The 23,843-nt window shown below is 54.3% G+C and carries 20 protein-coding genes and 1 tRNA gene; 11 read left to right on the top strand and 10 right to left on the bottom strand.

Going from position 1 to position 23,843, the window contains the following annotated elements; all coding sequences use genetic code 11:
- The first annotated feature begins 3 nt into the window (after positions 1–3).
- On the top strand, positions 4–1,440 hold the full coding sequence (locus SIK97_RS27625) for a 5-methylcytosine restriction system specificity protein McrC (RefSeq protein ID WP_154950598.1): 1,437 nt from the start codon (positions 4–6) through the stop codon (positions 1,438–1,440).
- A gap of 477 nt (positions 1,441–1,917) precedes the next feature.
- Here the strand turns inward: SIK97_RS27625 and SIK97_RS27620 are convergent, their stop codons facing one another.
- The 5 genes from SIK97_RS27620 to SIK97_RS27600 all read right to left on the bottom strand — a co-directional run bounded on the left by SIK97_RS27620 (position 1,918) and on the right by SIK97_RS27600 (position 5,404).
- Positions 1,918–2,115, bottom strand: a complete 198-nt coding sequence (locus SIK97_RS27620) for a hypothetical protein (protein WP_050595157.1) — start codon at positions 2,113–2,115, stop codon at positions 1,918–1,920.
- A 27-nt stretch (positions 2,116–2,142) separates the two neighbouring features.
- The gene (locus SIK97_RS27615) at positions 2,143–2,517 is read right to left on the bottom strand and encodes a hypothetical protein (protein ID WP_071993408.1); all 375 of its coding nucleotides are present in this window, start codon (positions 2,515–2,517) and stop codon (positions 2,143–2,145) included.
- Positions 2,518–2,543: 26 nt separating this feature from the next.
- Positions 2,544–2,960 carry a hypothetical protein gene (locus SIK97_RS27610; protein ID WP_032694878.1) on the bottom strand — a complete coding sequence of 139 codons (417 nt, stop codon included), beginning with the start codon at positions 2,958–2,960 and terminating at the stop codon, positions 2,544–2,546.
- Positions 2,961–3,844: 884 nt separating this feature from the next.
- A complete protein-coding gene (locus tag SIK97_RS27605) occupies positions 3,845–5,119 on the bottom strand; it encodes a tyrosine-type recombinase/integrase (protein ID WP_032694877.1) in 1,275 nt (424 codons plus the stop codon).
- 200 nt (positions 5,120–5,319) lie between these two features.
- A tRNA-Leu gene (locus tag SIK97_RS27600) sits at positions 5,320–5,404 on the bottom strand.
- Positions 5,405–5,711: 307 nt separating this feature from the next.
- Here SIK97_RS27600 and SIK97_RS27595 point away from each other — a divergent pair.
- The 8 genes from SIK97_RS27595 (at position 5,712) to SIK97_RS27560 (ending at position 13,609) form a co-directional block, all read left to right on the top strand.
- On the top strand, positions 5,712–6,725 hold the full coding sequence (locus tag SIK97_RS27595; protein ID WP_057173408.1) for an HNH endonuclease domain-containing protein: 1,014 nt from the start codon (positions 5,712–5,714) through the stop codon (positions 6,723–6,725).
- Complete coding sequence (locus SIK97_RS27590; RefSeq protein WP_057173409.1) at positions 6,725–7,303, top strand: class I SAM-dependent methyltransferase; 579 nt, start codon at positions 6,725–6,727, stop codon at positions 7,301–7,303. The genes SIK97_RS27595 and SIK97_RS27590 overlap by 1 nt, the downstream gene beginning before the upstream one ends.
- Positions 7,304–7,432: 129 nt before the next feature.
- The gene (gene ahr, locus SIK97_RS27585; protein WP_004128305.1) at positions 7,433–8,452 is read left to right on the top strand and encodes an NADPH-dependent aldehyde reductase Ahr; all 1,020 of its coding nucleotides are present in this window, start codon (positions 7,433–7,435) and stop codon (positions 8,450–8,452) included.
- 190 nt (positions 8,453–8,642) lie between these two features.
- On the top strand, positions 8,643–9,515 hold the full coding sequence (locus SIK97_RS27580) for a carbohydrate ABC transporter permease (RefSeq protein ID WP_014227687.1): 873 nt from the start codon (positions 8,643–8,645) through the stop codon (positions 9,513–9,515).
- Positions 9,505–10,392, top strand: a complete 888-nt coding sequence (locus SIK97_RS27575) for a carbohydrate ABC transporter permease (RefSeq protein ID WP_032694864.1) — start codon at positions 9,505–9,507, stop codon at positions 10,390–10,392. Before SIK97_RS27580 ends, SIK97_RS27575 begins: the two co-directional genes overlap by 11 nt.
- Positions 10,393–10,402: 10 nt before the next feature.
- Positions 10,403–11,227, top strand: a complete 825-nt coding sequence (locus SIK97_RS27570; RefSeq protein ID WP_004117574.1) for a phosphodiesterase — start codon at positions 10,403–10,405, stop codon at positions 11,225–11,227.
- Positions 11,228–11,232: 5 nt separating this feature from the next.
- On the top strand, positions 11,233–12,306 hold the full coding sequence (locus tag SIK97_RS27565) for an ABC transporter ATP-binding protein (protein ID WP_014227685.1): 1,074 nt from the start codon (positions 11,233–11,235) through the stop codon (positions 12,304–12,306).
- A complete protein-coding gene (locus tag SIK97_RS27560; protein WP_057173410.1) occupies positions 12,299–13,609 on the top strand; it encodes an ABC transporter substrate-binding protein in 1,311 nt (436 codons plus the stop codon). Before SIK97_RS27565 ends, SIK97_RS27560 begins: the two co-directional genes overlap by 8 nt.
- Positions 13,610–13,785: 176 nt before the next feature.
- Here the strand turns inward: SIK97_RS27560 and SIK97_RS27555 are convergent, their stop codons facing one another.
- The 5 genes from SIK97_RS27555 to iolD form a co-directional block, all read right to left on the bottom strand.
- On the bottom strand, positions 13,786–15,285 hold the full coding sequence (locus SIK97_RS27555) for a sugar porter family MFS transporter (protein WP_014837228.1): 1,500 nt from the start codon (positions 15,283–15,285) through the stop codon (positions 13,786–13,788).
- Between the two features lie 168 nt (positions 15,286–15,453).
- Positions 15,454–16,353, bottom strand: a complete 900-nt coding sequence (gene iolE / locus SIK97_RS27550; protein ID WP_004098147.1) for a myo-inosose-2 dehydratase — start codon at positions 16,351–16,353, stop codon at positions 15,454–15,456.
- Positions 16,354–16,377: 24 nt separating this feature from the next.
- Positions 16,378–17,262, bottom strand: coding sequence for a sugar phosphate isomerase/epimerase family protein (locus SIK97_RS27545; RefSeq protein WP_004098146.1), 885 nt, complete (start codon positions 17,260–17,262; stop codon positions 16,378–16,380).
- Between the two features lie 41 nt (positions 17,263–17,303).
- Entirely contained in the window at positions 17,304–18,317 is a 1,014-nt protein-coding gene (locus SIK97_RS27540) for a Gfo/Idh/MocA family protein (protein ID WP_004098145.1), read from the bottom strand.
- Positions 18,318–18,365: 48 nt separating this feature from the next.
- Entirely contained in the window at positions 18,366–20,306 is a 1,941-nt protein-coding gene (gene iolD / locus SIK97_RS27535) for a 3D-(3,5/4)-trihydroxycyclohexane-1,2-dione acylhydrolase (decyclizing) (RefSeq protein WP_014227682.1), read from the bottom strand.
- A 525-nt stretch (positions 20,307–20,831) separates the two neighbouring features.
- Here iolD and SIK97_RS27530 point away from each other — a divergent pair.
- Together SIK97_RS27530 and SIK97_RS27525 are read left to right on the top strand one after the other, a co-directional pair.
- Positions 20,832–22,745, top strand: a complete 1,914-nt coding sequence (locus SIK97_RS27530; protein ID WP_049078815.1) for a bifunctional 5-dehydro-2-deoxygluconokinase/5-dehydro-2-deoxyphosphogluconate aldolase — start codon at positions 20,832–20,834, stop codon at positions 22,743–22,745.
- Between the two features lie 151 nt (positions 22,746–22,896).
- Complete coding sequence (locus SIK97_RS27525) at positions 22,897–23,754, top strand: MurR/RpiR family transcriptional regulator (RefSeq protein WP_004098142.1); 858 nt, start codon at positions 22,897–22,899, stop codon at positions 23,752–23,754.
- Positions 23,755–23,843: the final 89 nt, after the last annotated feature.

Genomic DNA, 23,843 nt, shown 5'->3' with positions numbered 1-23,843 from the left:
ACCATGTGGCTATTCGATATTATAAAGGATGGTACACTGGTCGATAACAGGTCTTATTTTGTAAATAACGGAATACTTACTAATAAATCTCAGGGGAAATCAATTACTTTTAGCTCCAAAACAAAAGGACAGTGGACTAATCATAAAAATGATGAGTCTGCCATTTGGCTTTTTTTGAATTCAGTTTCGCGTGATGTAGAAAATGAACTTAGTAACAATCTTGCAGATGCACTCATCCTCTTCAATGATCGAGAGTATGAACATAATACCGATGATGGTTTTATTACTATAACTGGTACTGATTCCAGAAATTTTACATTAAACACAGGTAATCTTATTGGATTTGTCAAACGTGGTGAATACTCACTGAAAGTCGGTTCTCGTTTTGGCGATGCCTTCCTACGGTACATCATAGCTGACGCTGACGGTTTTCTGGAGATGGAAAATATTGGTGGCGAAAATAACACTGAAGGATATGAGTGGCTTCTGGCATATCTTTGGAACATCAAGTTGAAGAAGGCTTACCGACTGGGTATCCCTAAAACCTACATTATGAAAAAAGAACGAAATTCACGGGTACGTGGCACAATCGATACAATTGACTACTTCAGAAACAATGCCTCAGGCAAATATTTATGTGCCTACCGCGAACACAGTTACGACAGTCCTGCAACTTCGTTGTTCATCAAAGCCTATGAGACGATTGAACATCAACTATTCTGTAAGCATACGAGGAATATTTACAATGCTTTCATCACTGCTAATCAGGGGGGGAGAAGGTCTCGTCAGGAGATCTTGAGAACTCCATATTTTACTAACCCATTTTATAACGACTATAACATACTGATAGATTTATCTAAGAAAATCATCAGTCAGGAAGGTTCTAATTTTGGATACCAACAAGAGTCAAGTGCTTTCTTTTTTGATATATCGATGCTTTTCGAATATTTCATCCGGAAACTCATAAAACGAAGTGGGATAAAGATGCTAAGTAAATTCGAACAAAATTATGAAATTCCGACTGGAGCTTTCGGAAGCTATGTGCGAAAAATTGAACCCGACCTGGTTTTTGAGAATGATGGCGGCCTGTACGTTTTTGATGTGAAGTATAAAACCTTTGATCCGCAGTTTGGGGTTAAACGTGAAGATATTTTTCAACTACATACTTACATAGGGCAGTATGGGAATGGAGGCCTTATAAAAGGATGCGGCTTTATTTATCCAATATCTGAAAATAGATGGAATGCACTTAATATGGATAAAACGCAGGGGGTGATTTCTGATGTAATTCATCAGCAGGGAAAAGATATTCCTTTTCATTTGCTTTTCTTGAAAATCCCTAATAACTCTGCCCCTGAATTTAACAAGAGAATGAGCGAAGAATGTCATATGTTCATTGAGAACATAAACACGAAGGTATTAAAAAATGAGAATAGATAAAAACTCAGAATTAGCTGTAAACAAAACCAAAGAAAAAGCTATAGACCTTAGAGTAAGTAAGTGATTATTTGTAATTACCTAAGATGATATTATTTCTTTAGCTACGCTTGAGAATATTCCTAATCAATTCCCAAAAAAAATAACTAGAGGTTGGATACTCGCCATTACTGGCGAGCACTTTTATTTATAATCATTTAATCAGGAAATTTGTTTACTATAAATAATGTTGTGTTTCTGTAACTCTGATTCCATATCGTTGATGCAATAAACAATATAGTATATGCTAAAAATAAATGTATAGAATGGATTCATCTTCAATTCAAATTTAAATTCATTTAAAGCATAAGCTTGTAAAGCTGTTTTAGCTTTAAAAGCCCAGACGATGATCATTACAGTTGAAGCAACAGAAAGAAGTGTAGCAACATGATCCAACACCGTTTCACTTTCACTTACAGAATAACTTATATCTGTCAATAATCATCCAAATCCAGTAACAATAGCCAGCCAGAGAGGATAATCTTTGCCAACAAACTCATTCTTCATGTGCTCTGTCAGTTTTGGTTGGTTCAGATATAACCACATCATGGGGTAAATGCCACCAGTTACAACAGACAGCAATACAAACTTCGTTACCTTTGTATCGATTTTAGCTTTTAACGTATTAATATTTTCCATATGTCCATCTCCATATTCAGTAAGTTATCACCAGGAAAAGGTGAATGAGCCTTTATTTGTACTGACGACTAATTCAAGTGGTCTGCACTGCGAAAATGATTTATTAGTCGGACTGGTAAATGTATAAGACTGACCGAACCCAAGTCTTTTATTTACGTTTTCGCCTCTGTCCGCTGTAGAGATAACACAGTTGCCACGGTTAAGCACGAGAGACTTGATTATGACCTCATTATCAATACTGGTAATGGTATAACGCCATACAGGAAAAGAGACCGTGCCTGCTCTGAGTTGTTCTCCATTTGCATCCACTTTTATAGGGGAATCTGATGCACCAACCTGAAAACTTGAGAGTAAAAGACTTGAAATTAAAAAACATTTACGAGCTGAAGATAGTACTTTCACGATAATATCCCTTACCTTTAACGGTATTAATTGTTAATATATTGTTCAATATTATTTTCAAAGGTGTCGCCATTTAACTTGATCTCGGTAATAAACTTATTCCCTTTCCAGACCTGAATAAATGGTCCGCCACGTAAATATTCACCTATCACATATCGATACTCACCATTGGGAATAGTGACACTTTGATCACCATTTCCAGACATACTGAACTCAACCTTTTCACGTGGAACATTAATTAAAATTTCAGGATTATCATCCTTCCTATACTCATAACGAATATTGCCGTATACGTAACACACACCAACATGTTTGCCATCCTTAGCGGTATAAGCATCAAAGATGGTTTGTTCACCGTCGCAGGAATTATCAGGATTGGCATAAACAGACATTGAGAACATGCCTACGGTTAACAGAATGGCACTACTGAGTAATTTTTTCATATAACTCCTTTAATGATAAAAACTCCTGAAATTCAAAAAATCTGAACAGGAGTCTTTACCTCCTGGTTTTATTAATCCGCTGATAACAGTTGTTTTGGAGTTTTTCACCACAACTGAAACAACGCTTGATCTATATCCCATCGGTCTCCTCTCCTTGCCAGCGACCTGCGACTAATCACTGAATAGCCTTTCCTGACCCACCACCGGTAATAACCTGATTAAAGGCAGGTTGATGTGATCTTTTCAGGAAGGTAATGAGGTGTAAAATTGTTAATACCGATCGAAATAGATAAACCGATCCGTTTTACCTATCGTTAAAAACGATCAATAAGATTAAAATGATAGTCATTGACTATTAAAATACTCAATACCGATCGGTCGTGCAGATCAAAAAGAAAAAGTATTTGAAAATATGAATGGGTTTTTACTGAGTTTTTTGGTGAGTTGATAGAAGGAAAACCAAAGCTAATTAGTCAAATGTATGTTCACAGTCACGACATTCATACTGATCGAACAGGACGCCATCAAGCGATGCTCCTGTTACCGCTCCAGTCGTCGCACCGGCGACAAATCTTCCCAGTATTGCGCCAATGACAGCCCCTGTAGCTGTTCCCACCACCGGAACAACAGAACCTATTGCTGCCCCCGTACCAGCACCACTAAGTGCTCCTGCCACTCCTCCTGCTATACCTCCTGCCTTCCTGCCAATATTTCGCTCACTTACACGGTCAGAACCACATTGCGGGCATATCGTAGTCATTTGTTATTCTCCTGATTTACGGTTGTTAAAAGCAAAAAGGCACCCTAACGTTAATGAACGGATGCCTTTCTATGAAATAACTCATGTTCAATCTAAGGGGTAATAGAGCCAGCAGTAGCACCTGTCATCTTGTCAGCATGGGGTTATTAATTTTCGCAAAATCAAACGGGCTGATAGTCTTCTCCCGGTTCGAATCCAGAAAATCCGCCCACCATTGCAGCATCAACTTGCGTTCATCCAGATGTTCCGCTTTATGGATATATGCTGCGCGTACCGAGTTACGTTCCATATGGCTCATCTGGCGCTCCACCGCATCCTTCGACCATAGCCCTGACTCAATTAACGAACTACAGGCCATTGTGCGGAAGCCGTGGCCGCAAACCTCGACCTTAGTATCATATCCCATCACCCGTAGCGCACTGTTTACGGTGTTTTCACTCATTGGCTTACGCGGATCATGATCGCCAATAAAAATCAGCTCATGCTTATCACCACAAAACTGTTTTATCTGCTTCAGGATCGCCTGTGCCTGCCTTGAAAGCGGCACCAGATGAGGTGTACGCATCTTTGATCCTCGCTGAGAATGTTTCACGCCGGGAATAGGCTCTCGCTCAGGCGGAATGGTCCACATTGACGTTTCAAAATCGATCTCTGACCAGCGAGCAAAACGTAGCTCACTGGAACGAATAAAGATAAGCAGAGTGAGTTCCGTTGCCCAGCGGGTTAGTGGCCTGCCGGTATAGCCATCTATTTTCTCAAGTAACTCAGGGATGCGCTTTAACTCCAGTGCCGGACGATGCTGCCGGTTACTGGAAGCTACCGCCCCCGCCATCTCCTGCGCCGGGTTGTAATCAATTAACCCGCTTTGCACTGCATAACGCATGATGGCCGTGGTGCGCTGTTGAAGACGGGAAGCCACTTCAAGACGTCCAGACATCTCTACGGCTTTAATGGGAATTAACAGATCGCGGGTACCCAGTTCAGTAATATTGCGAGTGCCAATTGCCGGGAAGATATTGTCCTCAAGGCTCCTTTTTACGCGATTAGCATGATCTTCCGACCATTTCTGATTGGTAATGAGCCACTCTCTGGCAACCTTCTCGAAAGTAATAATCTCTTTCGCCTGCTCTTCTTTCACAGCACGTTTATGCTCACGAGGATCAATACCAGCAGCTACCAGCTTTCTGGCTTCTTCCCTTTTCTTCCTGGCATCCGCCAGCGAAACATCCGGGTAAACGCCGAACGCCATCAAATGCTGTTTACCGCCAAAACGGAAACGAAATCGCCAATACTTTGAGCCGTTAGGTTTTACAAGTAAGGACATTCCGTCGCCGTCAACAAGTGAATACTCTTTCTCCTCAGGTTTTGCAGAACGAACTTTAGTATCCGTTAGGGCCATGATGGGCCTCCTTCCATTGGTATCTCGTGAGTATACAAACAATATCGAATCGGAAAATATACACATTAGTATACTCACAAGCTTGTTGATGTGGGTTGACTCAGGTTGACTTCAGTTGAGGAGAAAATCGTGGAAAGCCTTGTGTGGCGAGGATTTCAGACATAAAAAAAGACCTCAGTTGAGGTCTATTTACATGCTTTTGGTGCCGAAGGCCGGACTCGAACCGGCACGTATTTCTACGGTTGATTTTGAATCAACTGCGTCTACCGATTTCGCCACTCCGGCACGGAAAGGATACGGAAAACGTTCTGGATTATACCTGTCACTGGCTGCTGCGCAAGCGGCAGAGTGCGATCGCCACGCTAAGTGTTGAAAAAAACAGCGCAAGCCGCATTTCGGCCAACATTCAATACGTTCCAGATATAACCCCCTCGTTCTCACCTTTCCCACTCGCGGTTTCCTCTTTCTCCGAGCCTGCTCGCAAAATCCTGCAAACGGCTCAATTCGGTTTACATTTTCGGCAATTTGTTATCAGATCCTGTTATTAGTACGCGTAATAACGCCGGTACTTTCCCAAAACAGGATTTCCGCAATGCGCTTCTATCAGATCGAACCGACGCTGGAGAACTACTGGCGCGGCATTATTCTTTTTGGCAAAAACGTCGCCTCCTATAAGTTTGCGCTGGCGCATGCGCTGTACGATATCCGCCGCGACGGTAGCGATCTGATACGCCTTGAGGAGCTGGCGGTGCCGTTCAGCCAGCATCTGTGTCGCCATCTTGAGCAGGCCCCCAAACAGATCACGTCGCCAAAAAGCCAGTTTCTCAGCGCCTGTAGCCGCTTCAATCGCCAGGAGATAACCCAGGATCAGCTCATCGCGGCAACGGTTAAGCTCGGCTTTAGCGTGGTGCTGGATAAATTTCATAACGTGAATCAGGGCGAAATCGCCAGGCGCTTTTTTATCGACGAGCGTAAAACGCATCAAGGTATCCGTCTGACCGACGACTTTTATTCTCTGACGGAGCGCCAGCAGTACCAGAACCTGATCCACGAAACGGACGCCCGCTGGCGTCTGGTGGAGCAGGCGTGGGCGATGAACATCGCCAGCAGCCTGATCGCCGTGGAATATGATGCCGCCGAACAGCAGCTCTTCAGCACCCTGAATACCCGACGAGTTGCCATCTCCAGCTGTCGCGGCAGCCTGAACGGCTACCAAAAAGGCCGCTGCTTTTACTGCTATGCGCCGATCAGTCTCGAAAGCGGGGATGAGAACCTGGCCGACGTTGACCACTTTATCCCGTGGGCGGCGCGCGGCGAGGTGGCGAATATCAACGGCGTCTGGAACCTGGTACTCGCCTGCAAGAGCTGCAACCGCGGGGAGAAAGGCAAGTTTATGCGGGTACCGTCGGCAAAATTGCTGCGCCGCCTGCGCGACAGAAACGAATATTTTATTACCAGCCACCTTCCCTTGCGTGAAACCTTAATCCGTCAGACCGGCAACACGACCGCCCGCCGCGATGACTTCCTCGCCAAAATCTGGAACACTGCGCGCATTACGCTCCTTCATGAATGGGAACCTCAGGCCGCCGGAACGGATATATTCTGATGACAATCAACTACTACCAGCAGAACGCTGACAGCTTTGTGGCTTCAACCGTCGCTGTCGATATGACCTCTCTGTACGCGCCTTTTATCGGGGCAATTGAACCGAACGGGCTGATCCTCGATGCGGGATGCGGCTCCGGACGCGATGCCAAAGCCTTTGCCGATATGGGCTACCGGGTCGAGGCGTTTGACGCCTCACCGGCAATGGTCGAGCGGGCTGCGCAACACAGCGGGCTGGCCGTGCGTCAGGCGACCTTTCAAAGTATCAGCGAAAGCGCACGATATGACGGCATCTGGTGCTGCGCTTCGCTGCTGCACGTTCCCGCCGCGGAGCTGCCGGGAGTGATGCACAAACTGGCTACGGCCCTCAAACCCGGCGGCGTCTGGTACGTCTCATTTAAATACGGTTCAGGCGAGCGAGAAAAAGAGGGGCGGCGGTTTACCGATCTCGACGAAGCAGGGCTGACCGCGCTGATCGAACCGCTGGCTGATATCCGTCTCGCCAACATGTGGCAGACGGTGGATAAGCGCCCGGAGCGGAACGAAATCTGGCTCAACGCGCTGTTACTCAAAAGCTGAACTGTCGCGATGGCTTCTCTCTCGCAGAGAAGCCGGCTTGCGCAAGCTTCCCCCCTCCTTCTGCCAAGCGTCCCCTCGCCCCATGCTCTACACTTCCTTCTTAACTACGCCAAACCCAAGGAAACTGTCATGAGCACTATTAAAAGTTACGCCGCCAAAGAAGCGGGCGCCGATCTGTCGCTGTGGGAGTACGATGCCGGCGACCTTAAGCCGGAAGATGTCGAAGTGCAGGTGGAGTACTGCGGGATCTGCCACTCCGACCTGTCGATGATCGACAACGAATGGGGCATGTCGAGCTATCCGCTGGTGGCCGGTCACGAGGTGATTGGCCGGGTGGCGGCCCTGGGCAGCGCGGCGCAGGATAAAGGGCTGAAGGTTGGCCAGAAGGTCGGCATTGGCTGGACGGCGCGCAGCTGCGGCCACTGCGACGCCTGTATCAGCGGCAACCACGTGAACTGTCTGGAAGGCTCGGTGCCCACCATCATCAACCGCGGCGGCTTCGCCGATAAGCTGCGCGCCGACTGGCAATGGGTGATCCCGCTGCCGGAAAACGTCGATCTCGAATCCGCCGGGCCGATGCTCTGCGGCGGCATTACCGTCTTCAAACCGCTGCTGATGCATCACGTCACGGCCAACAGCCGCGTCGGCGTCATCGGCATTGGCGGCCTCGGCCATATCGCCATCAAGCTGCTGCACGCGATGGGCGCGGAAGTCACCGCCTTTAGCTCCAATCCGGCGAAAGAGCAGGAAGTGCTGGCAATGGGCGCCGATCGCGTGGTGAACAGCCGCGATCCCGAAGCCTTAAAGGCGCTGGCCGGGCAGTTCGACCTGATTATCAACACCGTCGCCGTCGACCTCGACTGGCAGCCGTACTTTGAAGCGCTGGCGTACGGCGGCAACTTCCACACCGTCGGGGCAGTGATGAAGCCGTTCCCGGTCCCCGCTTTTACCCTGATTGGCGGCGACCGCAGCATCTCCGGCTCGGCCACCGGCAACCCGGCCGAGCTGCGCAAGCTGATGAAATTCGCCGGACGCAGCAAAGTCGCGCCGACCACCGAGCTGTTCCCGATGTCGCAGATCAACGAGGCGCTGAAGCACGTTCGCGAGGGCAAGGCCCGCTACCGCGTGGTGCTGAAAGCCGACTTCTGATCAACCCTCGTCATGCTTCAGGCCGCAGCCGCGCGGCCTGAACGCCACTGACCGGGGTGATGCCGGGCGGCCCGTCTGCCCGGCGCTTGTTTCCCTGGTCATTAAACCGTCATCTCCCCGCCATACGTTTGCAGTCAATCCTTCTCACAATCCGGGCTTCTACAAACGCCTGAATGAGACGTCCGCCACCATGAGAAAAACCTGGCTCCCTTGGCTGATACTGTCGCCTTCCCTGCTGTTTTTATTACTGTTTACCTGGTTTCCCCTCGGGCGATCGATTTATGACAGCCTGTTCGATACCCGCATGGTCAGCGACGGCGGCCAGTATGTCGGGCTGGAGAACTTCAGTCGTCTGTTCGCCGACAGCGTCTTCTGGCAGTCGCTGGTGAATAACCTGCTTTATATCCTGCTGACGGTGGTACCGGGCGTGACGCTCGCCCTGCTGCTGGCGGTCGCCCTGACCGAGAATCACCGCGTCAACCGCTGGCTGCGCACCGCCTTCTTCTTCCCGATGATTATCCCGATGGTCAGCGCCGCCGCGCTGTGGCTGTTTATCTTTATGCCCGGCCTTGGCCTGCTCGACCACTATCTGGCGAAGCTGTTTGGCCCGATGAACAACAACTGGCTGGGGCGCAGCAACAGCGCGCTGCTGGCGCTGGCGCTGATTGGGGTGTGGAAGTTCGCCGGTTACTACATGCTGTTTTTCCTCGCCGGGCTGCAAAGCATTCCGGCCTCCACGCGCGAAGCGGCGATCGTGGAAGGCGCCACCCGCACGCAGGTGTTCTTTAAGGTGACGCTGCCGCTGCTGCGCCCGACCCTGAGCTTCGTGATAACCACGGCGCTGATCTACTCCATCACCCAGATCGACCACGTGGCGGTGATGACCCGCGGCGGGCCGGATAACGCCACTACCGTGCTGCTCTACTACATCCAGAACCTTGCCTGGGACACCCATGATTTAGGTAAAGCTTCCGCCGCCACCTTCCTGACGCTGGCCGGGCTGTTTGCCTTCTCGCTGATTAACCTCAAACTGCTGGAGAAAGGAGCGCACTATGAGCGCTGAAATCTCGCCGCTGGCGCTGCGATCGCACAGCGCATCGCGCCCACTCTGGCTGCGCCTGCGCCGCTCGCAGCCCTTTACGCTCACGGTATTAATGTGCTGCCTGGCGCTGCTGTGGATGAGCCCGTTTTTATGGATGCTGGCGACCTCGTTCAGCGCCACGACCTTCGGCGAGGATATGGCCTCGCTGCTGCCCCGTATGCCGCTGACGCTGGATAACTTCCGCGATGCCTGGGCCAGCGCCGACTGGCTGAGCCTCTACGCCAACACCCTTATCTTCACCTTCGGCACCTTCTTCGTGCAGCTGTTGACCATCACCACCGCCGGCTACGTCTTCGCCTGCCACGAGTTTCGCGGCAAGAAGACGCTGTTCCTGATGTTCCTCGTCCAGTTGATGATCATGCCGGTGGTGATGATGGTGCCGAACATGCTGACCCTGAAAACCTTCGGCCTGCTCAACACCCTCACCGGGGTGATGATGCCCTACTTCACCTCGGCGTTCGGCGTGTTCCTGATGCGTCAGGCGTTTCTGTCTATCCCCAAAGAGCTGGAAGAGGCGGCGCTGATGGAGGGCTGTCGCTGGTGGCAGGTGCTGTTCCGCGTGCTGCTGCCGATGTCCTGGCCGTCGGTGCTGGCCTTCGCCACCGTCAGCATTACCTACCACTGGAACGAGTATCTGTGGCCGCTGATGATGCTGAACGACCCGGACAAACAGGTGCTCACCGTGGGACTGGTCTCGTTCGCCATGGGCGCAGAATCCGGCGGTCAGTGGGGCATCATTGGCGCCGGCACGCTGATGGTCTGCCTGCCGCTGATGCTAGCCTTCATCCTCTTCCAGAAACAGTTCCTGCGAAGCTTCGGCTTCTCCGGGATCAAATAAGGAGCTCTTCATGCTGTTAGCGCAAATTTCCGATACCCATTTCCGCAGCCGCGGCCAGAAGCTGTACGGCTTTATTGACGTCAACGCCGCCAATGCCGACGTCGTCTCCCAGTTGAACGCCCTGCAGGAGCGTCCGGACGCGGTGGTGGTGAGCGGCGATATCGTCAACTGCGGCCGCCCGGAAGAGTATGAGGTCGCCCGCCAGATCCTCGGCAGCCTGAACTATCCGCTGTATCTCATTCCCGGCAACCACGACGATAAAGCGCTGTTTTTGGAATATCTGCATCCGCTGTGCCCGCAGCTCGGCCGCGACGCGCAAAATATGCACTACGCGGTAGACGATTTTGCCACTCGCCTGCTGTTTATCGACTCCAGCCGGGCGGGTACGTCGAAAGGCTGGCTGACCGAGGAAACCATCAAGTGGCTGGAAGCCCAGCTGTTTGATGGCGGCGATAAACCGGCGACGGTGTTTATGCATCATCCGCCGCTGCCGCTGGGCAATGCGCAGATGGACCCTATCGCCTGCGAAAACGGCCATCGTCTGCTGGCGCTGGTTGAGCGTTTCCCGTCGCTGACGCGCATTTTCTGCGGCCATAACCACAGCCTGACCATGACCCAGTATCGCCAGGCCATCATCTCCACCATCCCGGGAACCGTCCACCAGGTGCCCTACTTTCATGAAGATACACGTCCGTATTACGACCTCTCTCCGGCGTCGTGCCTGATGCATCGCCAGGTCGACGAGCAGTGGGTGAGCTATCAGCATCCTCTGACCCACTACGCCGGACCGTGGATGTACGACGAAAATATCAGCTGCCCAACGGAAGATTGCTAAACGCCATGCTTAGTCTGCAAAACATCAGTAAACAGTTTGACGGTAAACCGGCCCTCAGCGCCCTGTCGCTGGATATTCGCGAAGGGGAGTTCGTGGTGCTGGTGGGCCCGTCCGGCTGCGGTAAAAGCACCCTGCTGCGCCTGCTCGCCGGGCTGGAGCCGGTCAGCGAGGGGGAGATCTGGCTGCACGATGAGAACATCACCGAAATGTCGCCCAGAGAGCGCAACTTCGCGATGATCTTCCAGAACTATGCGCTGTTTCCGCACCTGTCGGTGCGCGACAACATCACCTTCGGCATGAAGGTGCGCAAAGAGGAGAAGACCAGCTGGCAGCCGCGGGTGGATAAAGTCGCGCAGATGCTGCAGCTGGATACCCTGCTCGATCGCAAACCGGCGAAGCTCTCCGGCGGCCAGCGGCAGCGGGTGGCGATGGCGCGGGCGATAGTGCGTAATCCGCGCCTGTTCCTGATGGATGAGCCGCTCTCCAACCTCGACGCCCGCCTGCGTAGCGAAGTGCGCGACAGCATTATGGACCTCCACCAGCAGCTCAGAACCAGCACCGTCTACGTCACCCATGACCAGACGGAAGCGATGTCGATGGCCGACCGCATCGTGGTGATGAACGGCGGCCACGTACAGCAGGTCGGGCGACCGGAGTATCTGTACGCCAACCCGGCCAACCTGTTTGTCGCCGGGTTTATCGGATCTCCGGCGATGAATCTGCTCTCACTGCCCTGCGCTGATGGTGAGGTATTACTGGGTGAGCTGCGCTATCCGCTGCCGCCGCGCTACCGTGAAGAATCCCGGGTGTGGTTAGGCATTCGCCCGGAACATATCAGCGACCGCGTGGAGGAGAGCCATCTGCGCCTGCCCGCCACCGTGCTGCAACGAGAACTGATGGGAGCCGATTATTTGCTCCACGTCAGCACCCCCATCGGCACCTTACGCTTTAGTCGTCGCCATCGCGGCGCGGTGCCGGAGAAAGGCGATTCGCTGATCCTCGGCTTTTCACCTGCCGATGTGCATCTTTTTCATGCTGAGAAACAGCATAATTTACTGATGGAGACAGACCATGTTTAAACCTCTCACCGCTCTCGCGGTTGGGCTCAGCCTTGCCCTGAGCGGCGCGGCGCTGGCGAAAGAGAAGATCGATTTCATGTTTCCGGCGCCGGTGGACGGCAAGCTGACCATGGAGATGACCCGTGTCATTAAGCAATTCAACGAGTCGCAGCAGGATGTCGAAGTGCGCGGGATCTTTACCGGCAACTACGACACCACCAAGATCAAAGCCGAATCGGCGCAGAAGGCCGGGCAGCCGCCCGCGCTGGTGATTATGTCCGCCAACTTCACCACCGATCTGGCGCTGAAGGATGAGATCCTGCCGATGGACGAGCTGTTCCAGTATGGCGATCAAAAAGCGGGGGATTTTCTGGTGAAGGCGTTCTGGCCCGCAATGCATAAAAACGCCCAAGTGATGGGCACCACCTATGCGATCCCGTTCCATAACTCGACGCCGATCCTCTACTACAACAAAACGATGTTCGATCGGGCCGGGATCAAACAGCCGCCGCAAACCTGGGCCGAGCTGCTGGCGGATGCCAGAAAGCTGACCGACGAAAGCAAAGGCCAGTGGGGGATCATGCTGCCGTCGACCAACGATGATTACGGCGGCTGGATCTTCTCGGCGCTGGTGCGCGCCAACGGCGGAAAATACTTTAACGAGGACTATCCGGGCGAAGTCTATTACAACACGCCAACCACCATCGGCGCCCTGCGCTTCTGGCAGAACCTGGTCTATAAAGACAAAGTCATGCCTTCCGGCGTGCTGAATTCGAAACAGATCGGCGCCAGCTTCTTCTCCGGCAAAGTCGGAATGGCGATGCTGAGCACCGGCGCGCTGGGCTTTATGCGCGAGAACAGCAAAGATTTTGAGCTGGGCGTGGCGATGCTGCCGGCCAAAGAGCAGCGGGCGGTACCGATCGGCGGCGCCAGCCTGGTGAGCTTCAAGGGCATCAACGACGCGCAGAAAAAAGCGGCGTATCAGTTCCTGACGTATCTGGTGAGCCCGCAGGTCAACGGCGCCTGGAGCCGCTTTACCGGCTACTTCTCCCCGCGTAAGGCCGCCTACGATACGCCGGAAATGAAGGCGTATCTGCAGCAGGAACCGCGCGCGGCGATCGCCCTCGAACAGCTGAAGTATGCCCATCCGTGGTACTCCACCTGGGAGACCGTTGCCGTGCGTAAAGCGATGGAAAACCAGCTGGCCGCGGTGGTGAACGATGCCAAAGTCACCCCGGAAGCCGCGGTGCAGGCGGCGCAGAAGGAAGCCGATGCGCTGATGAAGCCCTACGTCGATAAGACCGCGCTGGCGGAAGTGAAGTAGACCTTTCCCTCACTATCCCCGCAGATAGCTGAGGTATCTTCTGCAATACCGTACGGAAGCAGTGTGCCCCCTCCCCCTTTTCAAGGGGAGGGGATCGTTCGATACGGCTCGTTAGCCCGGTCCGTGCAGACCGCTGAGCACCGCTCCAGCATCGCAGATATCGTTGGCAATCAGCGTTACACTTTATCCGCCTGCGATTCAGCCACTATTCGCCGGGCCCTGGCGGCCTGCCCTTCTTCACTGGTGTCCAGCTTATCCCGAAGATAGTGCTCGATTTGTTCAAGACTACGGTGGCGGGTTTCCGGTACGCATTTAATTACGAATATCGCGCCGAATACGCCAATACCGGCGAAGATAAAGAAGGTGCCTGAAAGCCCTAACCACGCCAGCAGTATCGGGAAGAACAGGGAGATCAGGAAGTTGGCAATCCACATTGAAAATACCGCCCCCCCCATAAAAATACCGCGCAGGCGAGTTGGAAATATTTCCGACATGAGCAGCCAGGTCACTGGCGACAGCGCCCCCTGCTGAAAGCTCAGAAACAGTAACATTCCTGCCAGAACCATATAGGCACGTAGCGCATCAGGCTGGCCGTTAACCGTCTCCGGCAGCAGATAGCTGACAGCACCGATAAAGACCAGGCAGGCGGTGCAGCCGAACTGACCAATCATGGTCATCGGGCGACGGCCAATTTTGCCAAGCATCCAGATGCCAACGAATGTCATCAATACTGAGACTACGCCATTGGCAATAGTGGCAAACAGCGCGGCATTATCAGTCATACCAACCGAGGTCAGCACCGTGGGGGCATAGTACATAATGGTATTTACACCGGTAAGCTGTTGGATAACCGCTATACCAATACCGATCATAAACAGCTTGAACAACCACGGGGTCATAATCTCGCTGAACCGGGGCTTACCGAGATTGCGCTGCTCATCCAGCGTTTCGGTGATCTCCAGCAGCTCCCACTCAACATCATCTTTATGCCGGGTGCGCTCAAGCACGCGACGGGCTTCCGCCAGGCGCCCTTTCATCGCGTACCAGCGCGGTGAATCCGGCATAAACATCATGCCAAACCAGAGCAGCACGGCGGGTAGCGTCGCCACCGCCAGCATCCAGCGCCAGGTGCTTTCCCCGCCCCAGACTTCATGGAACGTGGCATTAGAAATATAGGCCAGCAGCTGACCGGATACGATCATCAGCTCCTGCAAAGTAACCAGCTGTCCGCGCTTATTCGCGGGAGCTATCTCGGCAATATAGACCGGTACGGTGGCCGCCGCCCCGCCGACCGCCACGCCGAGAATAAGGCGAAAGAAAATCATCCAGTTAACGTCCGGCGCCATAGAGGTGCCTATCGCGCCGATGGCAAAAAGCACCGCCAGCCACAGAATAATTTTCTTTCTGCCCGCTGCATTCGCCAGATTGCCAGAAAGCAGCGCGCCAAAGGCGGCGCCGAATAGCAGCGAGCTGGTGACCAGACCGGTGGTAAAGGGAGTAAGATGAAGCTCGGTGCCCATAAAGAGTAAGGCACCGGAAATCACCCCGGTATCATAGCCAAAAAGTAAACCGCCAAGCGTCGCGATCAGGGCGACAACTTTTACAAAGGGCGTTGTCGGGGTCTCGCTATTCGGTCCCGACGCTTTATTGAGTGTAAGATATTGTTCCTTAGACATAATAGACTCCAGTAACCCGCCTTGTTTGAGGGAAGATTTGCTCTAGTCTGAATGCAGAGGCTGAGGCCTCACCGACGTGTTGTTTTCGTTCTACGTCTTGAGCTACTGCTGAGTGATGGGGTAAAAAAAGCAGGCCATACGACGTATGGCCTGAAAATAAAACAACGATTAGATTCCTGCCGTCTCGCGGATATATTTGCGCGCTTTTACGGCGTATTCGAATGGGTTGGCCAGCGCCGGATCCTGCTCGGCCTCAACCACCATCCAGCCTTTATAGCCATGCTCGTCCAGCAGCTTGAATACCGGACGGAAATCAATGACGCCGTCGCCCGGCACGGTGAAGGTCCCCTTCTTCACGCCGTCCAGGAAGGAGAGCCCTTCGCGACGCACCTGCTCGATCACCGGCGGACGCACGTCTTTCAGGTGCACGTGGTTAATGCGCGGCAGATATTTTTTCAGAATCGCCAGCATCGGCTCTTCGCCGCCTTCGGAATACCAGGCGTGTCCGGTGTCGTAGAGCAGGAAGACTTTGTCATCCACCAGCGACATAAACTTGTCGATCTCTGCCGTCGTCTGGATACCGGTGCCCATATGGTGGTGCAGACAAACCTGCATGCCCTTTTCCGCCGCCAGACGACCGAGGGTGTTATAGCCTTCCGCCACCCGCTGCCACTCTTCTTCGCTAAAGCACGGTTTCGCATTCTCCAGGATGGGCTTTTCCAGCCCCTGGATGCTGCCGCTCTGCTCAGAGCAGCCGATCACTTTCGCGCCCATAGCATGCAGGAAATTCATGTGGTTAACGAATTCATCAATGGTCTTTTCCCGCTGGCCGTTAGCAAAAAAGGTGCTGAACCAGGCGTTGCAAATCTGAATGCCGCGAATATCCAGCATCGGCTTGAGAACCGCCGGATCGCGTGGATATTTGCTGCCGACTTCGCTGCCGGTAAAGCCCGCCAGCGCCATTTCGCTGACGATTTGCTGGAAAGTATTCTCGCTGCCCAGCTCCGGCATATCGTCGTTAGTCCAGCCAATCGGGGCGATAGCCAGTTTTACGTTATCTTTGTTCATAGTAGGGGGCTCCTGCCGCTGCGCCTACCGGCGCAGCAATTCACGTTCGATGAGTTCACGGGTTTCCACTGCCTGGTATTTCATTTTTTCCGGGTAGCCGAACAGCGAGGTGGCCACAATCGGCTCACCGCCGACCTTGAAGGTCTGCTCGGCAAATTTCATATCGCGCAGGGTGCGGAACAGCGCGTCGAAATCAACATCCCCTTCTCCGACGCCCACGTGCTGGTGAACGACGGCATCTACGCCCGGTGGGTTAACGATATAGCGGCAGTGTTTTGTATGGTTGCGGGTATCCGCGATCAGCACATGGGAGAGATCGCTTCCCGCGTAGCGCAGCATCTTCTCAACGTCGCCCACGCCTTTGTCATAGAAGAAGGTGTGCGGGACGCTGTAAACGTACTTAACGTTATCGCTGCGGAACGACTTCACGATATCGACGGTTTCGTTGTTCTCTTCGCAGAAGTCCCACGGATGTGCCTGAATTTCAACGCGGATGCCTTCGCGCTCAAAAATCGGCAGCAGTTCTTCCATGGAGCGATAGAACATCTCATCGCAAATCTCCGGCTGGTTAGGATCGCCGGAGAACTCGGTGTTGATCACCTGAACACCCATTTCAACCGCGATTTCGATCAGCCGCTTCCAGTTTTTCACTGCCGCCTGACGGCGCAGCTCATCCGGACCGGACCAGCGGTAGACGCAGATAAACGAGGAGAGCTCCACGCCGGTATCGCGCAGCGCCTGCTTGTACTCAGCCATAATTTCCCGGCTGGCGCGCGGGTGCTTGTAGAACGGGTTGATCTGCGGGTGCGGCGATTGCTCAATGTACTTGTAGCCCCACTCCGCCACCTGATGGACCATTCGGGTTACCCCGAGGTCTTTAATGACATCAACGTCAAAAGCAATTTTCATCGTCGTTACCTGTGCAAAGAAGTTCCGTCAGCAAAGCGGGATTAGCGTTTGTAGAATGCCGGGCATTCCGGCAGCGTCACCTCAACCGGCTCGCTGGTTTCCTGGGCTTTGATACAGGCGTCGGCAGCAACGGACGCCGCGTAGCCATCCCACGCCGACGGGCCGTGCAGCTGGCCGGCCTGAACATCATTGATAAAGGCCTGTAGCTCAACGTCATACGCTTTGATAAAGCGATCCTTCCAGTCGGTCAGGATAGCGGTCGACAGGTTAGCGGCTTTGCGCATCTGCACAGCCGACGGCTCAGGCAGGCGGGCAATCCCGGTTTCCCCTACCACTTCACACTGGATGTCGTAGCCGTACTGGCAGTTCACGAAGACTTCCACGTCGATCAGCGTGCCTTTTTTGGTTTCAAACGACACGATCTGCGGGTCTTTCAGGCGCGCGTGGGTGTGGGACGTGGAGCGTGGGAAGCGCACCTGCACGGAAACATAGTCGTCATTCAGCAGCCAGCGCAGAACGTCCAGTTCGTGAATCAGGGTGTTGGTGATCGCCATGTTGGTGATGTAATCCTCGCCCACCGACTGGTTGCGGTGCGCGCAGCGCAGCATCAGCGGTGCGCCGATGTCGCCGTCATCGATCACTTTTTTCAGCGCCAGATAGCCTTCGTCGTAAGGGCGCATAAATCCAACCTGCACCAGGCGGCGACCGGCTTTCATTTCCGCATCAACGATGCGGCGGCAGCCTTCCGCGCTCATCGCCAGCGGCTTCTCGCAGAACACCGGCTTCCCGGCGGCGATGGCGGCCAGGGTGTACTCTTCGTGGGTGGGGTCCCATGAGGTGACCAGAATAGCGTCCACGTCGCTGGCCTTAATCACGTCATGACCGTCGGCGTACACTTCGGCATGCACGCCCGGCAGTGCAACCGCGGCGCGGGCGTTCTCTTCGTTGATATCCGAAACCGCCACTACCGTGGCTCCCTGCAGTACCTGAGTGCAACGACGGATATGCTCTTTACCGATAGCGCCGGCACCGATGACACCTAATTTGAGTGACATAGTTGGTTTTCTCCCGAGATTTGTAGGGTTCAGGGTTTGTGTTCTGTTTTAGTAATCCCGCGCCTGAGCGCGTTTTTCATTGATCATTTGCGCCACCTTGCGGATCCGCTCGGAGAGCGCAGACTGCGCGACGCCGACGTTCCACCAGCTGCCGTATTTGTGCACCATGGTTTTCGGCAGCACTTTAATGTCTATCAGGGTGCTGACGGTTTCGCGGCGCGCGGCGTCCAGCGCGTGGCGTAGTTCTTCTAGCGTCGTGACGCGCCAGGTTTTGCAGCCGTAGCCGGCAGCGACGGTGGCGAAATCTACCGGCACCAGGCCGCCCTGCAGCTGGCCCGATTCGGCGCAGCGGAAGCGGAACTCGGTGCCGAAGCTGTCCATACCGTGCTCCATTTGCAGGTTGTTAATGCAGCCGTTGGCCATGTTGTCGAGCAGCACGATGTTGATCTTCGCGCGCTCCTGCAGGGAGGTCACCAGCTCGGAGTGCAGCATCATGAACGAGCCGTCGCCGACCAGCGAATAGACCTCGCTTTGCGGTTGGGCTAACTTCACGCCCAGCGCGGCGCTGACTTCGTACCCCATGCAGGAGTAGCCGTATTCCACGTGATAGGTGTTGGTGGCCCGGTTGCGCCAGACGCGCTGCAGGTCTCCCGGCAGGCTACCCGCCGCCGCCACAATCACCGCATCCGCCGGCAGCGTTTCGTTGAGTACGCCAAGGACGCTGCTTTGCGTCAGGGTGGAGTCGGTTATCTGGCGAAATTCGCGATACACCGATTCCCGATCCAGATGGTCGTCGATTTCCGGGACGAAAGCGGTTTCCTGCCAGACCGCCTGGTAAACGCGCTGGGTCTCTTTCAGCTGGCGGCTCTGCACGCTTTCAATCTGCTCGCCCCAGCCAGCCTGCCAGGATTCGCCGGACAGGGCGTCGTCCAGGGCAGTGAGGGCTTCGCGAGCATCCGCCAGCATCGGGATGCCATCCAGCTTCCAGGCGTCGAAGTTGCTGACGTTAATATTGAGGAAGCGCACGCCCGGGTGCTGGAAAATCCATTTTGACGAGGTGGTGAAATCGCTGAAACGCGTGCCGAGACCGATGACCAGATCCGCCTCTTTCGCCAGCAGGTTCGCCGCCAGGCAGCCGGTTTCGCCGACGCCGCCCACGTTATACGGATGCGAAGAGACAACGCTGCCTTTACCCGCCTGGGTTTCGGCAAACGGCACGCCGTAGCGCTCGGCAAAACGGGTCAACGCCTCGCCGGCGCCGGAGTATTTCACCCCGCCGCCGCAGACGATCAACGGCTTACGGCTGGCTTTAATCGCCGCCACGGCATCCGCCAGCTGCGCGGCGCTGGCCGGACGGCGATCAAGGCGGTGTACCCGGCGGGTAAAGAAGGATTCCGGATAATCCCAGGCTTCGCCCTGGACATCCTGCGGCAGACAGAGCGTGACCGCACCGGTTTCCGCCGGGTCGGTCAACACGCGCATGGCGTTAATGCAGGCGCTCATCAGCTGTTCCGGACGGGTGATGCGATCCCAGTATTTACTCACCGCGCGAAACGCGTCGTTAGTGGTAATGCTGAGATCGTGGCTCTGTTCGATTTGCTGCAGCACCGGGTCAGGCTGGCGGGTCGCAAACACATCGCCCGGCAGCAGCAGCAGCGGGATGCGGTTGGCGGTCGCGGTGGCAGCAGCGGTAATCATGTTCGCCGCGCCGGGGCCAATGGAGGAGGTGCAGGCAATAATCTGACGACGCAGGGACTGTCTGGCAAAACCGGTGGCGACATGCGCCATCCCTTGCTCGTTACGCCCCTGATAGACCCGCATTTCACCGCTATCTTGTTCAAGGGCCTGGCCCATTCCCAGCACGTTGCCGTGGCCAAAGATAGCAAAGATGCCTTTGACGAACTTATGCTCTTCGCCATCGACTTCCAGGTACTGGTTATCCAGGAACTTCACCAGCGCCTGCGCCATTGTCAGTCTCAGTTTGCCCATGTTGCCCAATCCTTATTGTTCAGTATTTGCGTGTGGGTTCGCGTTTTGCCCTGCACAGCGATACAGCGATGAGTCAGGGAAATCGTTAACGTCACTGGAATACTTCTGGATTATAGGCAAACATTTTTTTCATTAAATAGAAATACAGAAGAAATATTTCATTTTGCGAGAGCGATCAAACTCTCTATGCATTTCACCCGTTTCATTCGCATCCTGTATACGGGATAACGCGCAAATTACGCGGCCCACCTCTTAATATCCCCTTAAAAATCATAGGTAAAGACCGCATCTAAACGGGCTCTGGTTCAACTTTCAGCCGCAGCCCAGGATCCGAGGCAGAATGAGGCTCAGCGCGGCATAGTGGTATATCCCTCACATTTTTGGTTTTTTAATTTCGATCTAGTTTGCAAATGAAATATTTATTTCTCAAACTAGAGATAACCAATAACCCTCAGGCTGTTTTCGGAGACGCTGTCGGTATCCCGACTCTTCCGTACAGCAGAAATGCAAAAGGAAACCCTAGCTATGAATGCAGCAGTAAAGCGACTCGACGTCATCTGTATTGGCCGGGTGGCAGTCGATCTCTATGCCCAGCAGATTGGCGCGAGGCTGGAAGATGTCGCCAGTTTTTCTAAATACCTGGGTGGCTCTTCCGGCAACGTCGCCTTCGGCACCGCCATTCAGGGATTAAAATCGGCAATGCTCGCTCGCGTGGGCGATGAGCATAATGGTCGTTTTCTACGCGAAACCCTGAGCCGCGCCGGCGTCGATACCGAATATCTGATCACCGATAAGCAGCGCCTGACGGCGTTAGTGATGCTGGGGATTAAAGATCAGGAGACGTTTCCGCTGATTTTTTACCGCGATAACTGCGCCGACATGGCCCTTTCGCCAGAAGATATTAAGGAAGAGTACATCGCCTCTTCCCGGGCGCTGGCGGTAACCGGCACCCACCTTTCGCACGCCAACACGCGCGAAGCGGTGCTGAAGGCGCTGGAGTACGCCCGCCGTCACGGCCTGCGTACCGCGCTGGATATCGACTATCGTCCGGTGCTTTGGGGGTTAACGTCTTTAGGCGACGGTGAAACGCGTTTCATTGAATCCGGCCAGGTGACCAGCCAGCTGCAGGAAGTCCTGCATCTGTTCGATTTAGTGGTGGGGACAGAAGAGGAGTTTCATATTGCCGGCGGCAGCACCGATACCCTGACCGCGCTGAAAAACGTGCGTAACGCCACGAAAGCGACGCTGGTTTGCAAGCGCGGTCCGATGGGCTGCGTGGTGCTGGAAGGCGCTATTCCCGACAGCTGGGATAGCGTGCCGCTGCAGCAGGGCGTACGCGTAGACGTTCTTAACGTCCTGGGCGCGGGCGATGCCTTTATGTCCGGCCTGCTGCGCGGCTGGCTTAACGATGAAGGTTGGGAGCAGGCCTGCCGCTACGCTAACGCCTGCGGCGCGCTGGTGGTTTCACGCCACGGCTGCGCGCCCGCAATGCCGACCAAAGCCGAGCTTGACGACTATCTGTCGCGGGCAGAATCGGTGCCGCGTCCGGATATCGACGATCGTCTCAACCATCTCCATCGCGTCACCAGCCGCCGCCAGGCATGGCCGGAGCTGTGCATTTTCGCCTTTGACCACCGTAAACAGCTGGCAGATCTGGCGCTGGAAACCGGGCGTGATGAATCCTGCATTCCGCAGCTGAAGCTGCTGCTGCTGGCGGCCGCGGAAGCCGCCGCAGACGAAGCCGGTCTTGACGGTCGCAGCGGCATCCTCGCCGATGGCACCTACGGCCAGCGCTCGCTCAATGCTATCACCGGCAAGGGCTGGTGGATTGGTCGACCGATTGAAATGCCGAGCTCTCGCCCGCTGCGTCTGGAACATGGCAACATCGGTTCCCAGCTGATCGACTGGCCGCTGGAGCACGTGGTGAAATGCCTGGTCTTCTATCATCCGGCCGATCCGGCCGAGCTGCGCGCCGAACAGGATGCGCTGCTGCTGGAAGTCTGGCAGGCGTGCAACAAGTCCGGGCATGAGCTGCTGCTGGAAATCATCCTGCCGGAAAACGGCCCGGATAAAGATGAACGCCACTACCACGACATGCTGGAGCACTTCTATCAACTGGGCATCCAGCCGGACTGGTGGAAGCTGCCGCCGCTGTCGAGCGCGGAATGGGAAAGGATTGGCAAACTGATTGCACGCGAAGATAGCTGGTGCCGCGGGATCTTAATCCTCGGCCTGGACGCCCCTTCGGACCGTCTGCGCGCCGGTTTTGCCGAAGCGGCGAAGCATCCGATGATCAAAGGTTTTGCCGTAGGACGCACCATTTTTGGCCAGCCTTCACGGCGCTGGATGCAGGGAGAGCTCAGCGACGAGGCGCTGATTAACGAAGTGAAACGCAACTACCTCACGCTCATCGGCTACTGGCGAGAAGCCCGCCGCTGATTCCGCCCAGGCCCGCATCCTCTTCAGAAGATGCGGGCTTTTTTCTGGATCTTCGTGAAATGAATCGCGTATTTCATCGTAGTAAATGAAAAATTCGCTTCATTTGATACACTGGAAATTATATTCCTTTCATTTTCTCAGAGCGCAATCTATGGCCAATAATCCGACCCAACTTACCATCTTGCAGGATGAAATCAGGCGTCGCTACGACACGTTAAGCAAACGCCTGAAACAGGTAGCCCGCTATATTCTCGATAACAGCAATAGCGTGGCTTTCGACACCGTGGCCTCTATCGCGCAACAAGCTGACGTCCCCCCTTCCACGCTGATCCGCTTCGCTAACGCCTTTGGTTTTAGCGGCTTCAACGAAATGAAGCAGATGTTCAAGCAGCATCTGATGGAAGAGACGGCTAACTATACCGAGCGCGCGCGTCTGTTCCGCCAGACCACGACGGATGACGCAACCCCGCCGGAAACGCCGACCGAAATCCTGAATATGTTCACCATGGTCAATACCCAGGCGCTGCAGCAGCTGGCGATGCAGACCTCCGGCGACGATCTGCAGCGCGCGGTCGCGCTGCTGGCGGAAGCGGAGAATATCTACGTTATTGGCCTGCGCCGCTCCTTTAGCGTCGCCTCCTATCTGACCTACGCCCTGCGCCATCTGGACCGTAAAGCGTTCCTGATTGACGGTCTGGGCGGCATGTTTACCGAGCAACTGAGCCTGGTCGGGCCGAAAGATGTCGTGGTGGCGGTGAGCTTCTCTCCGTATGCGCGGGAAGTGGTTGAACTGGTGGAGCTCGGCGCGCAGCGTAAAGCACGACAGATAGCGATTACCGACAGCCAGGTCAGCCCGCTGGCGGCCTTCAGCGACGTCTGCTTTGTGGTGCGCGAGGCGCAGGTTGATGGTTTCCGCTCGCAGGTGGCCTCGCTGTGCCTGGCCCAGACGCTGGCGGTCTCGCTGGCGCTGAACAGCAGCAAAGATGCAGAGACAAAGCAGCTGGCTTAAGCTTTTCATTATTCCCGGATGGCGACGTAAACGTCTTATCCGGGCTTGTATTATTAAAAAATCCAGAGAGAACCGGCCAGTTCCCTCTG

Origin of the sequence: Klebsiella sp. JN_Kp126 (assembly GCF_033843325.1) — a bacterium.
GTDB lineage: Bacteria > Pseudomonadota > Gammaproteobacteria > Enterobacterales > Enterobacteriaceae > Klebsiella > Klebsiella michiganensis.
The sequence above is the reverse complement of the archived record's forward strand: the minus strand, read 5'-3'. Positions and strand labels throughout refer to the sequence as shown.